This window comes from Cupriavidus sp. C1SS-2L (assembly GCF_057073735.1).
In genome coordinates, this window is sequence record NZ_CP172709.1 from 441,393 (window position 1) to 455,141 (window position 13,749).

10 protein-coding genes are annotated in these 13,749 nt (G+C 62.7%); 3 read left to right on the forward strand and 7 right to left on the reverse strand.

The genetic code is table 11. The features are described 5' to 3' along the window. Positions 1 to 119 precede the first annotated feature (119 nt). Entirely contained in the window at positions 120 to 1,013 is an 894-nt protein-coding gene (locus ACIGJG_RS19690) for an HpcH/HpaI aldolase/citrate lyase family protein (protein ID WP_011301926.1), read from the reverse strand. A 53-nt stretch (positions 1,014 to 1,066) separates the two neighbouring features. Here ACIGJG_RS19690 and ACIGJG_RS19695 point away from each other — a divergent pair, with 53 nt between their 5' ends. Together ACIGJG_RS19695 and ACIGJG_RS19700 are read left to right on the forward strand one after the other, a co-directional pair. After that, entirely contained in the window at positions 1,067 to 1,318 is a 252-nt protein-coding gene (locus tag ACIGJG_RS19695) for a hypothetical protein (protein WP_140948828.1), read from the forward strand. A 379-nt stretch (positions 1,319 to 1,697) separates the two neighbouring features. Beyond that, positions 1,698 to 1,880, forward strand: coding sequence for a hypothetical protein (locus ACIGJG_RS19700; protein WP_140948829.1), 183 nt, complete (start codon positions 1,698 to 1,700; stop codon positions 1,878 to 1,880). 52 nt (positions 1,881 to 1,932) lie between these two features. Here ACIGJG_RS19700 and ACIGJG_RS19705 read toward each other — a convergent pair whose 3' ends face one another. Further along, positions 1,933 to 2,874, reverse strand: coding sequence for a hypothetical protein (locus ACIGJG_RS19705; RefSeq protein WP_011301924.1), 942 nt, complete (start codon positions 2,872 to 2,874; stop codon positions 1,933 to 1,935). A gap of 363 nt (positions 2,875 to 3,237) precedes the next feature. On the opposite strand from ACIGJG_RS19705, the gene ACIGJG_RS19710 reads away from it, so the two are divergent. Then, positions 3,238 to 7,239: an AfsR/SARP family transcriptional regulator gene (locus ACIGJG_RS19710; RefSeq protein ID WP_483673778.1), complete on the forward strand. Its 4,002-nt coding sequence runs from the start codon at positions 3,238 to 3,240 to the stop codon at positions 7,237 to 7,239. 24 nt (positions 7,240 to 7,263) lie between these two features. Here ACIGJG_RS19710 and ACIGJG_RS19715 read toward each other — a convergent pair whose 3' ends face one another. The 5 genes from ACIGJG_RS19715 to ACIGJG_RS19735 all read right to left on the reverse strand — a co-directional run bounded on the left by ACIGJG_RS19715 (position 7,264) and on the right by ACIGJG_RS19735 (position 13,681). After that, positions 7,264 to 8,361: a Leu/Phe/Val dehydrogenase gene (locus ACIGJG_RS19715; RefSeq protein WP_011301921.1), complete on the reverse strand. Its 1,098-nt coding sequence runs from the start codon at positions 8,359 to 8,361 to the stop codon at positions 7,264 to 7,266. 208 nt (positions 8,362 to 8,569) lie between these two features. Continuing rightward, complete coding sequence (gene bcaP, locus ACIGJG_RS19720; protein ID WP_011301920.1) at positions 8,570 to 9,967, reverse strand: branched-chain amino acid transporter BcaP; 1,398 nt, start codon at positions 9,965 to 9,967, stop codon at positions 8,570 to 8,572. A 293-nt stretch (positions 9,968 to 10,260) separates the two neighbouring features. Beyond that, positions 10,261 to 11,016 (reverse strand): dienelactone hydrolase family protein, encoded by a 756-nt coding sequence (locus ACIGJG_RS19725; RefSeq protein ID WP_483673779.1) that lies wholly within the window; start codon positions 11,014 to 11,016, stop codon positions 10,261 to 10,263. Between the two features lie 141 nt (positions 11,017 to 11,157). Continuing rightward, positions 11,158 to 12,480: an MFS transporter gene (locus ACIGJG_RS19730; RefSeq protein WP_483673780.1), complete on the reverse strand. Its 1,323-nt coding sequence runs from the start codon at positions 12,478 to 12,480 to the stop codon at positions 11,158 to 11,160. A 16-nt stretch (positions 12,481 to 12,496) separates the two neighbouring features. Further along, positions 12,497 to 13,681: a M20 aminoacylase family protein gene (locus tag ACIGJG_RS19735; RefSeq protein ID WP_483673782.1), complete on the reverse strand. Its 1,185-nt coding sequence runs from the start codon at positions 13,679 to 13,681 to the stop codon at positions 12,497 to 12,499. Between the last annotated feature and the right edge of the window lie 68 nt (positions 13,682 to 13,749).

A 13,749-nucleotide genomic window follows, 5' to 3' on the forward strand; every position in this document is an offset into this window, starting at 1 on the left:
CGCAGCGAGCGGCATCGAGTTCTCTTCCACAGGCGCTCCGGCGCCTCTCGGCGCTTAGTGCCGACCTTCGGGACCGTCGGGCGGCAGCAAGACGCCGCACCGATATCTGCATAGCGCGATCAGTCCTCGCCTTCCACCTGGCAAAGGATCCGATGCGCCAGTCGCAAGTGGGGACGGTCAATCATGGTCTTGCCCAGCTTCACCACGCCCGAAGCGCCCACCTTTGAAAACGCCTCGACCACCTCTCGTGCCCAGCGAATCTCTTCCACCTGGGGCATGAAGGCTTGATTGATCGCTTCGATATGGGAGGGATGGGCGGCAGCCTTGGCAGTAAAGCCGTCGCGCTTTGCCTGCGCCGCCTCGTGGCCGATCTCGGCGTCGTCGGACAGATTGGTGCTGACCGCGTCGATGGCGTCGATCCCAGCCTGTGCGGCTGCCATCAGGCACATCGTACGTGCCACGGAAAACGGTGCGGTGAGTTCCCTGCCCTGGTGCGACGAGCGCGCCCCAAGGTCGGCCGCGAGATCGTCCACGCCCCACATCAAGGCGCGCAGGCGCATCGGGGCATTCCGGTATGAAGACAGGCCAAACACCCCTTCCGATGACTCGGTGGCCATGGCAACGATGCCGGTCTCCCACGCGCTGTCGAGCAACACGCACTCGAGCGCCGCGAGGAAATCGCACAGGCGATGAACATCGGCCACGCCCCTGCACTTGGGAAGCACGATCGCATCGGGACGGTGAGGCACGACAGCGGCCAGGTCCTGAAGAATATGTCCCGACGCCAGGCCGTTGACCCGCACCATCACCGCAGCGTCCATGCCTTGACGGTTCTCCCCAAGAAATGCCGCCAGCTTGCGCCGCGCCTCTTCCTTGCCATGCTCGGGAACGGCATCTTCGAGGTCAAAGACCAGGCCATCGGCTCCCGTCTTGAGTGCTGCGGCGAGTTTCCTGTCGCTGTCCGCGGGAACGAATAGCAGGGAACGTAGACGTTGTGACATGTTGGCGTGCATGGTCGCTTGCTCCTGGGAAATTGCGGCAGGTATCGCTGAGACTGGGCACGGGTATGGGCATCGTGCTGATGCCTAACGATGCCAGTGATTTCCGCGAACAACAAATTGCCATTTCCGAAAGGGCCATTCGCGAAACGCGAACGGCTTGCTGGCATCGGGGCATCACCGGACCGCGGCACACCTACACCACGACTGGCAAAGGTGCGGCGAATGAAAGTCCGTTTCGCCTGATCTCCGACCATTTCGTCGGAGTGATCTGCTATGCGCTCAGCCTACGAGGCGCGAGCGGCCGGATACCCGCATGAGCATGTACGGCAGTTCGGCTACCAGTTCCCGGTCAATAGTTCGCAGAGCGGACCGTGGCATGGGTGTGGGGGCAGTGTTGGAGTTCGATATGTCTGGTGAAACACGCAGTCTTCTCCGTGTCGCGCTCCCCACATGGCAGCAAATGCTAAGCCAACTGTGTGCAATGCAAATCAAGCCGGCCGTTAATTCCCTATATTGCTTCCGTTGAATCCGACCCGGCATGAGGCGATCGCCGCTCGGCCGCCGCTTGATTTGGTCAATGAAAGGAGGAAGTGATTAGTGAGTCTTCTGAGAGAAATAACGTCCGCCGCTTATATGCTTTGGGGCCAACACGCTGCTGCCAGAGCGAGAACCCTGGCGCGGGATATTCGATCGCTGATGCACGAAGCAGGCACTACCCCAAACGACGTGAATGATCACCACGGCGTGAAATCGAAAATCTGGCGCAGAACGCGTCATTGCTCCCAGAAGGAGCTGCTGTTTCTCTATGCAGTCGACAAGGAGGTTGCCATGCTGTGCGAACAGGTCGCGCGACAGCACCTCCTGCCGGATCTCGTGTGAGCGTAAGTCTCCACCTGCAGCCAGCACATCATAGCCGCCACTGACGTGACCGTTAACTCATGATCGGCGCCATCGCGGCTTCGATTCTGGACAGTTGGTTTCCAGTGATCATGTTGCTGAGAACCTGACTGAAGCGCGGCTCCTGAACGCCGGAGATGATGTACTGCCACCTGTATGCCGCCAGCAGGCCGCTGCGCACGGAATCCTTCTCGGTCATCGACAGCGAGCGGCCGCAGATCATCGCGAAGTAGTCCGCGTCAGCACTCGCCTGGGACTGCAGGATGCCATCCACGGCGGCGACCAGTTCGATCAGATCGTTAACGGCCGTGTCGCGTTCTTCAGGTGAAAGCTTCGCGTCTTCGCGCTGCCATTCGAGTTCGTCCAGAATCGCGTGCTGCGATTCCTCGCGCCAGTGAAAGAGGAACACATCCTTCCATAGATCGGAGGAATTCATGTCCCCGTCGATGCTGCCTCGATAGTGCGCGAGCACGAAGAGTTCGATGTGGCAGGTCAGGGCGAGCACCGCCCAGGTGGACTTCGCTAGTACAAACGATGCCACACTGTTTGCTTCCGGCAGGAACGTGTAACCGTCCGGCATGCCTTCGGCGCACATGTGTTCGATGCGGCGAAACAGCTCCTGATGCTTGATCTCTTCATCGCTGAACCGCACGAGCGCTTCGAGTGCCGTCTGGTTGCCGAGTCGGTGTGGTCCGCTCATCTCGAGCACCTTTGCTGCGATGAAGCGTTCGACAAGTCCGAACATGTTCGCGTAGGTGCGACCCTGGACCTGGCTGAGCAGACGTTTTTCGTCCTGCCCAAGAAAGGAAAGCGCGTCGACCTTCGAGAGCGCATCGGGCAGAAACTTCTTCGAATAATCGAAGCTTCGACCGCGAATCACATCGCGGTCGATATCCCAGCGCACGCGCTTGGACGCAGCGATGCACTTGGCGTAGCGGTTGATAGTCGCACCATCGAATTCGGTCATGATTTCCATTTGGCACATCTCCTTCCATATCTCACACACCCCGTGGCGGCCGTGGGCGTCAACCGTCTTCCCACCCGCACGGATCAAACGCCGGGCTGTCCGGCATCCTGCGACGGTAGTACTCGCCTTTCGCAGCGCTTCGAAGGGGAAGTCCACGTTGGAAATGCAGCACCATCACGCTTCCGACTATCGGCGCCTGACGTCATGAATCCGTGATCAGGGGTCGGGTCCGCGTAAAAACGCCGTAAAAAATGCTCATGCAGTTGGGCTCGTGCCTCAGCGCAACGAGGCACGGACATCTGGCCTGACCGGGACGCTCCAATCGGCGCCGTAGAAAGTGACCCATGAAATACGGCGCTGCCGCAGGGGCGCATGAAAGTTGCGCCGGGCGGTCTAGACTCTTTGAGAGCAACGCTTCACCTCACGAACGACATGACCCGGCTCAAGATCGACGTTCTCGGCGGCCTGCAGATCCGGCTGGCCGGGCAACAGGGATCGCCGGCTTTTCCCACCCGGAAAAGCAAGGCCATCCTGGTCTACCTCGCCTTGTCGCCGGGCATGCTGCGGTCGCGAGCGCAACTGGCAAGTGTGTTCTGGGAGCGCAGCGCGGAAGAGCAGGCAAGAGCGAGCCTGCGCCAGACGCTCTCGAGCTTGCGCCGGATCCTGCCGAACGCGCCGCCACTCCTGCGCGCGGAGTCTGATGCCGTCTGGCTCGACGAGCCCTCCGTGGAAGTCGACGCGCTGCAATTCCGGCGCCTTGCAACTGACCGGTCTGCGGCTTCCCTGGCAAACGCGGTGGCACTCTACCGGGGCGTCCTGCTCGATGGCTTCGGTCTTCGTGAAGAACCGTTCGAGCAGTGGATGATCCTTGAGCGCCGCTGGTTTCATGAACGTGCCGTGGACGTGTTGACCGAGCTTGCCGGCCACTACGAACGATCAGGCGAGATGGACCACGCCATTGCTGCCGCAAGCAGAGTATTGACCCTTGACCCGACCCTCGAATGGGCTCATGCGGTGCTCATGAAACTCTATGCGAGGACGGGACACCGCAACGCTGCCGTTCGCCAATACCAGGAATGCGTACGCGCCCTCAATATTGAACTCGGGATTGCCCCGGCGGAGAGCACGCAGCGGCTGGCCGCTCAGATCCAGCGGGATGCGCATCGCGAGCCTGCAGGTTCGGCCGTGGTGATCCAGAATCTGGACACGCAGACAGCGAGTGCGTCGCGCACTGGCTACGAGGCAGGCAACGCAACGATCTTGCCAGCGGAGCGAAAGCACCTGAGTGTGCTGTGCGCCCGCGTGCGCCAGCCAGTCAGCGTGACGGATCACGAAACGGCACTGGAGCGCGTCGACGCCGTGCTGAAAGCGATGGCCGATGCCGTTCAGCGATTCGGCGGCCTGGTCACCCAGGTCAGGAGCGATGGTGTGACTGCCCTGTTTGGCGCCCCTGTCGCGCAGGAAGAGCATGCGGTAGAAGCCTGCTATGCCGCGCTGGCGATGCGCGAGCGCATCTCGGAGCTGATTGGCCGGTCCCTGGAGGTGCGCATTGGCGTACATTCCGGCGAAGCTGTCGTTCGCGCGATTGGGGAAGGCGGGTCGCAGCACTATGACGCACTCGGCGCCGTTCCGCAGGTCGCGAATCAGATCGATGTCGCGCTCGCTGCCGGAGAAATCGGCGTCAGCGCCGACACCGTCCGGTGTGCCGAAGGTTTCATCCAGCTATCGGACGATCGTGCGAGACCGCTCCCCGGTGCGGCGCCTCCCATCGAAATCTTCCTGTTGCGCACAAAGTCCGATTTGCGCCTGCGCTGGAATGCCCGCACGGTGCGCGGCCTCACGCAATTGGTCGGTCGTGACGCGGAGATGTCTGCTTTGCGGGGAATGCTGGGGCGCGCCGGACGCGGCGCAGGCCAGGTATGCGCAATCGTCGGGGAGCCCGGCGTCGGAAAGTCCCGCCTCGTGCATGAGTTCGTCAACTCGGAACAGGCGGCCGGGTGGACCATAGTCGAGACAGGCGCGACATCGCGCGACACGAGGGCGATCTACCTTCCGCTAGCCAATTTGCTCCGGACATGGTTCCGGATCGCGGCCCGCGACTCCCTGGACGAGGCAGCCGGCAAGCTTCGTCGCGGCGTCGAAGCGGTCGACCCCGCGCTCGCGTCGGCCTGTCCCGCATTGTCCGCCATGCTGGACTTGCCTCCGGATGATCCGCAATGGGACATGGCGAGTCCACCGCAAAAACGCAAGCTGACGCTCGAAGCGCTTGCCGCTTTCGTGATTTGTGCGAGTCACACCCATCCATTGATACTCGTTGTCGAGGATCTGCATTGGATCGATGAGGGCACGCAGGCGGTTCTCGATCATCTCGTCGACTTTATCGGTGCTTCACGCATCCTGCTTCTCGTGACCCATCGCCCCGAGTATCGGCACACATGGTTCGGAAAGAGCTATTTCTCCCAGCTTCACGTTGACAACCTCGACGCCGAAAGCGCGAAGGTGCTGCTGCAGATGCTCCTCGGCGACGGCAGCGAGCTTTCCACCCTGAGGCGTCGCCTGATCGAGCGTACGGGGTGCACGCCGCTCTTCCTGGAGGAGTCCGTTCGCGCGCTTGCAGACACGGGCGCACTGGTTGGCCGGAAAGGCGCATATCAAATGGCGCGGACGATCGACACGCCCGACATTCCATCAACGGTGCATGCCGTGCTCGCTTCGCGGATCGATCGCCTGCCGGCGGAGGAGAAGTCGCTGATGCAAATGGCGGCCGTGATTGGTCAAGAGTTCTCCGTCGATGTGCTGCAGCCGATCGCCGATCTGGACCGCGAACGGCTGCTCGATCTGCTCACTAATCTGCAAGCAGCGGAGTTTTTGTATCAGACCCAGCGTTTGCCGCATCAGCAATACACCTTCAAGCACGCGCTCACGCACCGCGTCGCCTATGCAAGCGTGCTCAAGGAGCGAAGGCGCTCCATGCATATACGGCTCGTGGATGTCATCGAGCAACTTTACGCGCAACGTCTTGACGAGCATGTTGAACGCCTCGCGCATCACGCCATTGCCGGCGAGCTGTGGGACAAGGCCATCCATTACCTCTACCAGTCTGCCGGCAAGGCGCTCCAGCGGTTCTCCTACCAGCAGGCGCTTGATCACCTGATCCAGGGACTCGGGATCATCGGTACGCTATCTCCTTCTCCTGCGCTGCTAAGGCAAGAGCTCGAATATCAAAAGGTACTCGGCGTGACCATGATGGCGGCGAAGGGGTGGGCGGCGAAGGAAGTCCTCGACGCCTATACGCAGGCCAGAACGCTCTGCGAGGCGCTTGGCGACAAGGGCGAGCTGTTCACCGCACTGCGGGGCGAAGGGCAGTACCGAATGATCCGTGGCGAATCGGAGATCGCCCGTGAACTTGGCAATCGATGCATCGCTCTGACCGCGGATTCCCATGACCACGGGATGCAGATCGAGACGCATCACCTGTTCTGGACCAACAGCTTTTTCATGGGCGAGTATGCGACGTCGGAGTTTCACAGCAGCAAAGGAATAGCGCTTTACGAGCGGGAGCGGGACCATGCGCTGACATTCAAGTACTCCGGACATGATCCTGGCGTGTGCTGCCGATGCTTCACCGCGTTGGCTGTGTGTTTGCGCGGATACCCCGACAAAGCACTGTCGGTTTGCCACGAGGCGTTGGGACTCGCGCAGGATCTCGCTCATCCGCTGACTACGGCACTGGCGTACTGGGCCTGCAGCTTCGCGCATATCCTGCGCGGCGAGCCGGACCAGGCGAAGCACTGGGCTGAGCGGGAGATTTCAATCTGCGATGAGTACATGTTGCCCCTGCTGCTGTCGCAAGGCCAATTTCAGCTTGGCTGGTCAGTGGCACAGACCGGCGACCTCGACGAAGGGATCGAGCGGATGCGGGAGGGCATCTCGGCAATCAGTGCGACCGGTGCAGAAATGGGGCTGCCCTTCTTCAATGCGCTGCTGGGCGAAGCGCTGGGCCGCGCAGGCAAGCCGGAGGCAGGGCTTGCAGAGATCGAACGTGCGCTTGCGATTGTCAACCAGCGCGGCGGACGCTTCCAGCTATCGGAAATCTTGCGTCTGAAAGCCGAACTGCTCGCAACCGGGGACTTTGCACAACAAGACGAAATACTCACGATCCTCCTTGAGGCGATCGCGATTGCACAAAGACAGGGTGCAAGTCTGCCCGCGCTTCGCGCGGCGTTGAGCCTCGCCCGCCAGCTGGCAGCAACCGGCGACATGCGGAATGCATACGCCGTGTTGCAGCCTGCCTGCGACAGCATCATGGAGGGCGGCAACCTCGCCGATATAGGTACCGCGCGAAGGCTCCTCGCTGAGATCAAACAGCGCTAGCTTTCTCCGTGTGGGGGTGACCGCTCAGTTCGGCGCGATGCCGCGCGACAACACCTCGTGCGCCCATGTCACTGCCGCGCGTGCGGGCGCCTGGCGCGTCGACTCCACGCGCTGCGCCAGTCCGAGTACACGATCGCGGATACCAGCGACTTCGTCGCGCAGGGCGGAATCGTCGACGCCACCGAGGTATTCCCGCGCGCAACTTACGATGCCGCCGGCATTGATCAAGAAATCGGGCGCATAGAAGACGCCGCGCTGATGCAGGGTGTCGCCCTCGGCCAGCGAGGCAAGTTGGTTGTTTGCGCCGCCGGCGATGATCTGGAAGCGGCAGTTTTCGGCCACGGCCGCGGTGATGACGGCACCCAGCGCGCAGGGCGCGAATATGTCGGCATCCACTGCCGTAATGGCTTCCGGCGATACGACGCGTGCGCCAAATTGCTGTTGCGCCCGCGTCGTGCGCCCTGCGTCGATATCGGCCACGGTCAGGATGGCGCCCGCTTCATGGAGGCGGCGGCAGAGTTCCCAGCCTACCGACCCCAGACCCTGAACCGCCACAGACAGGCCAGTGAGCGACTTGCGGTCCAGGCGGTACTGCGCCGCCGCTTGAATACCGACGAACACGCCGTAAGCCGTCCACGGCGAAGGGTTGCCACCGAATCCGCCATCGCGCGGCATGCCGCTGACATAGCGGGTCTCGGCCTGGACAGCGCGCATGTCGTCCACCGTCGTACCCACATCTTCAGCCGTGATATAGCTGCCGCGCAGTGACTCGACCATGCGGCCGAAAGCGCGGAAGAGTTGTTCGCGGTCTGTCTGCGCAGGCGAGCGCAGGATCACCGCCTTGCCGCCGCCGAACGGGAGCCCGGCGAGGGCGTTCTTATAGGCCATGCCCTGCGACAGGCGCAGGGCGTCGGACAGCGCCTCGGTCTCGGCTGCATAGGTCCAGTACCGGCAGCCGCCGAAGGCAGGACCGAGTCTGGTGTTGTAGATCGCGATGATGGCCTGCAGGCCGGATTCCGGATCGGTGGCGAGCGTCACGCGCTCGTGAGACAGGCCTTCGCCGGTGCCGAACAGGCGGACAGCGGCCGCTGCGTGGGTACAGTCGTTCAACTTCTTCTCCATGACGTGGGGAATGCAAAGCTGTAGCTCTGCCTTCCTTGGCACACCGCCTGGGTCGCAGTGCGGTGCGGCTTTGACAGGGCGCGGAGCCCCATCGCGTCCGGCGCGGGCGATCGTGTCGCGCCAGCGCCGGGTTGGCGTCCTACCGGGATTCCATCGTTGCCAGGCAAACGGTGGCGTCCATGTGTGCGCTTACAGGTGGCCCCGCGCGCTACCTGCTGCCTTCGTGTAGCACCGCATTGCGGCGCGCGTACAGGAAGTAGACCGATAGTCCGATCGCCAGCCAGGTGAGAAATGCGATCCAGGTCAGCGCTTGAAGGTGTGCCATCAGAAACAGGCAGAAGCCCACCGATAGCAGCGGAACCACCGGCACGCCGGGGCATCGGAAGGCCCTATGCAGTTCGGGACGGGTCCGGCGAAGCACCAGCACCGCGATCGAAATCAGCGTGAAGGCGGAGAGCGTGCCGATATTGATCAACTCGGCCAGCACATTGAGCGGCACGAATGCGGCGATCATCGCGAATACGATACCGACAGTCCAGGTGGCAAAGAATGGCGTGGCGTGTACCGGGTGTACTGACGACAGCCTGGCGGGCAACAGGCCGTCGCGCGACATGGCGAAGATGACGCGAGTCTGGCCAAAGGTCATGACCAGGATCACAGTGGTCATGCCGAGAATCGCGCCCAGGTCGACAAAGCCGGCCACCCAGTTCTGTCCCGCGTACTGCAGAACCAGCGACACCGGATGGTCGATGCCGGCGAACTTGGCGAAGGGAACGACGCCGGTCATGATGGCCGCGACAATCACGTATAGCACTGTGCAGACCGCCAGCGAGCCGATGATGCCGACCGGCAGGTCGCGGTGCGGATTGCGTACTTCCTCGGCGGCCGACGTCACCGCGTCGAAGCCGATGAAGGCGAAGAACACCAGCGCTGCAGCATTGAAGATGCCGGATACCCCGAACGGCGCGAATGGCTGCCAGTTGGCCGGTTTGACGTGCCAGACGCCGACTGCGATGAACAACACGACCACTGCAACCTTGATCGCCACCATCACGTTGTTGAGGCGCGCCGACTCACGCACGCCGCAGGACACCACCCACGTGGTAATCAGCATGATCAGGAAGGCCGGCAGGTTGAACAAGGTCTGCACGCCCGGCACTGCGCCTGGAGCTGCTGTCAGCGCCGCCGGCAAATGCAGGCCGAAACCTGCCGCCAACGACTGGAAGTATCCCGACCAGCCCACTGACACCGCCGAGGTAGCGAGGCCGTATTCGAGCAGAAGATCCCAGCCGATCATCCACGCGATGATTTCGCCCAGCGTCGCATAGCTATAGGTGTAGATCGATCCCGACACAGGGATGGCGGAGGCGAACTCGGCATAGCACAGTGCGGCGAAGCCGCAGGCCATGGCGGCAATGACGAAAGATATGGTGAGTGCGGGACCGGCGGTCAAGGCGCCCGTTCCGGTAAGCACAAAAATGCCGGTCCCGATGATGGCACCGATGCCCATCAGTACAAGGTCCACCGGACCCAGGACCTTCTTCAGGCCGCCAACGTGGCTGTTCACCAGCATGGCGTCAATGTCTTTGGTTCGAAACAAGCTCATATAGGTGTCTCCTGCATGTGCTGCCGCGCGATCGCACTGCCCGCGCCGGAGATGGCCACGGGTCATGCGGGTGTGACGGCATCCGGGCAGCGTGCTGCCGGGGTCGACGGCACGCTTGCCGGCACGCGGGTAGCTCACCGGTCCCGGTAGTTGTTGGAATTTATCCAGACCGCGATTTGAGAACCGCGGCCAGCCTGATTGCGTCAGACCTATTGCTGGGTCAATGGCTGCGAACAGGTGGTGTTCCTTCTTTTGTTCGGAGGAGTGTAGGAAGCGCCCTCGTCATCGTAAAATCAAAAATTCCGACACCTGATATCCGGGAAACAGATAGCGCAAAAGTGGTCACGGCCGAGTCTCTGGACGCCCATTTTCACCGTCATTCTTTTGTTGATGGAGCCGCCTCCACCGCCCGCAATCCAGTTGCCAGCCATGGTGGCGGTGCGCGCAACGATGATGGTCTCGTTGTTAGGAGATCGACCTGCTCCTTCCATTGCGACGAACCGTGCATCGTCGTCAATGACACCCTTACGGAACGATTCGAGCACCAGATCCATCGCCACGTGCCCGCCCCGCGAAAACCCGATCTGTCCAATTCGTTGCGGATCGATACGCGGATCCGTACTCAGCAGTTTCAGGGCAAATAGTGCATCGGCGTCGTTGGCGGCAGGGCTCAGCTGCGACTGGTTATCCATGGTGTTGGCAATCCCGCGCCCGCCAAACGAATCGACCACGAACGCTGCCACTCCCATCTGGTTGAACACACGTACCCAGCGGTCGGTGTCCTTGTCCTGTACGCCCGCCGACCCATGGGAGATCACCATGGCGGGAACCCTGCCTTGGACGTTCTCGGGCAGGTACAGCATGCCCCAGATGGTTGTCGGCTTCGGGTCGTACTTGCGATGGACCAGTTCCCATTTGCTCTTCGGGGTGACGCTGTTGAAATAGATCCTCCCGGACGGCCTGGACGCGAGGTCGTTGTAGATTTCCTGCGCCAGTGCCGGCAACGAAATTGCTGCGGCGAGGCTGATCGCGAGCAACTGGCGCAGCAAGCTGGCTTTAAATAGGGGCCTCATGGGTTTTCCGCGTGGCAAGGTCGCCCACTCTACCGCAATTGAGGGCGACCGAATGCTCCAAGCGGATTCATCTGCCGGTTGGATGAACTTGAGCGCTGGATGGCGTTATCGCCCTAATCAGTCCGCGACACGCTGCTCAGCAAACGCCAGCAGCGCCAGCAGGCTCGCCGTGCCGCAGCCGAGCACATACCACGCGGGTGAAAGCGGGTTCCCTGTCACGCTCAGCATCCACGTGACGATAAACTGAGCAAAGCCTCCGAACAGCGTCACGCCGCAGGCATAGATGATCGCCAGCCCGGTGGCACGCACGCGGCGCGGGAAGCTTTCCATGATGAATAGGAAGCCGGCCGGCGCCCCCAGCGTAGCCAGCATCATGACACCGCACACCAGCACCAGTGCCGACCCGAGTGACGGCGCATTCTGCACCAGCAGGAATCCCGGCAGTATCCCTAGCAGCGACACCATGCGCAGCGTCAGCAGCAACGGCTTGCGGCGGCCCAGGCGGTCAGCGAACACGCCCGCCAGCGGCGATACCAGGAGCATGATCGCCCCGGCCGCGCAACCGGTGAGCAGCGACGTGGCGGCCGGCATGTGGAAGGTCTTGACCAGCCAGGCAGGCGTGAAGAATACGACTACGTACATTTCGGCAGTGCCGCCGAGGATCAGCAGCGTGCCGAGCAGCAGCTTGCGGCCGTGCTGTTGCACCGCCTCAGACAGCGCGCTGCGCTCGCGCGCTACGTCCTGGTGAGTCTCGTCGAGGTGGCGGCGGATATAGAAGCCGACCGGGCCAATAAGCAGGCCGAGCAGAAAGGGCACACGCCAGCCCCAGCTTTCCAGCGCGGCCTGCGGCAGGCCGTGGATCAGCAGGGCACCGCACAGGGCGCCGGCCAGCGCCGACGCACCCTGCCCGGCCATCTGCCAGCTCACCATGAAGCCGCGGTTGCTGCGCGTGCCGGACTCCATCAGGAAGCTGGTAGCGGCGCCGATCTCGCCGCCGGCCGAGAAGCCCTGTAGCAGCCGGCCCGTGACGACCAGCAGCGGCGCGGCGATGCCGATCTGTGCATAGGTGGGCGCCAGACCGATGATGGCCGTGCCGAGCGCCATCAGGCCGATCGTCAGCGTCAAGGCCGGCTTGCGACCGGCGCGGTCGGCGTAGTTGCCGATCACCACGCTGCCCACGGGCCGCATGACAAAGCCGATGCCGAACGTCGCCAGCGCCAGCAGCAACGGGCCATATTCGCCTTCTACCGGAAAGAACAACTTGCCAATCAGCCCGGCGAAGAAGCTGAACACCGTGAAGTCGAACAACTCCAGCGCGTTGCCGAGCGAGGCCGCCACTATGGCGCGGCGCTGCCTGGCGAACGTTGTGGCGTCAGCCCGCGCGGTCGGCGAGCCAGGTAAGACAGGGCCCGTCAGGGCCGCATCGAGTCTTTGCTCCATACAGCATCCTCCCTTTTCAGGCGGCGACGAGGTAGCGCTCAACCAGCCGCGCCCACATGCTTGCGCCCAGCGTCAGCGCCTCGTCGTTGAAATCGTAGCCGGGGTTGTGGACCATGCAGCCGCCCTGCGAGCCGCTACCGTTCCCGAGCAAAACGTAGCAGCCTGGCACTTCGTCGAGCATCCACGAGAAATCCTCGCTGCCCATTGCTCCCTTTTCCATGTCCTGCACGCAATCCGGGCTGACGAGGTCCTGGATGACACCGCGGATGAAGCGCGTTTCGTCTGGCGTATTGACCACCACGCTGGTGACCTTGTGATAGTGAATTTCCGCACTCGTCCCGAGGCTGCGGGCCTGCAGGTCGACCACTTCGCGCAGGCGGGCCTCGAGCGTGTCGCGCACAGTGCGGTCGAGTGCGCGCACGGTCAGGAGGATTTTCGCTGTCTCGGGAATAACGTTGTGCGCGGCGCCGGCCTGCAGTGCACCCACAGTAATCACTCCGGCATCGGTGGCCGACAGGTTGCGCGCGACGATTGTCTGCAGCGCCATGACAATGGCGGCAGCCGCCACCACGGGATCGCGTCCGTACTGCGGCATGGCGCCGTGCGCGCCTTTGCCGGTCAGCGTGATGGTGACGGTATCGGCCGAGGCCAGCGTCGGCCCCTCATGCACCACGAAGTGCCCGAGCGGCACGCCGGGCGCATTGTGCAGGGCGTAAACCGCGTCGCACGGGAAACGCTTGAACAGGCCATCCGCCACCATGCGCTGCGCACCGCCCTGCCCCTCCTCAGCCGGCTGAAAGATCAGGTTGAGTGTGCCGTCGAACCGGCGCGTGGTGGCGAAGTAGTGCGCGGCGGCAAGCAGGATAGCGGTGTGGCCGTCGTGGCCGCAGGCGTGCATTTTGCCGTGGTGGATACTGGCGTACGGCAGGCCGGTAGCCTCGACGATGGGAAGCGCGTCCATATCGGCGCGGATGCCGATGCGGCGCGTACCGTTGCCGAGCTTCAGTTGCCCGACCACGCCGGTTCCGCCCACGCCTGTCGTCACGTCGTAGCCCCACTCCGCCAGCTTGTCGGCCACCAAGCGGCTGGTGCGGACTTCCTCGAAGCCGAGTTCCGGGTGTGCGTGGATATCGCGGCGCAGCGCGACGAAGTCCGCCTGATGGGCGTGAATTTCGGGAATAATGGCGGCGCCTTGCGACATTTGTGGGTTCCTGTGGAGATGGATGCAGAAGGCCCATGGTAGGGAATCCCACGCCACAGCAGCAAAGC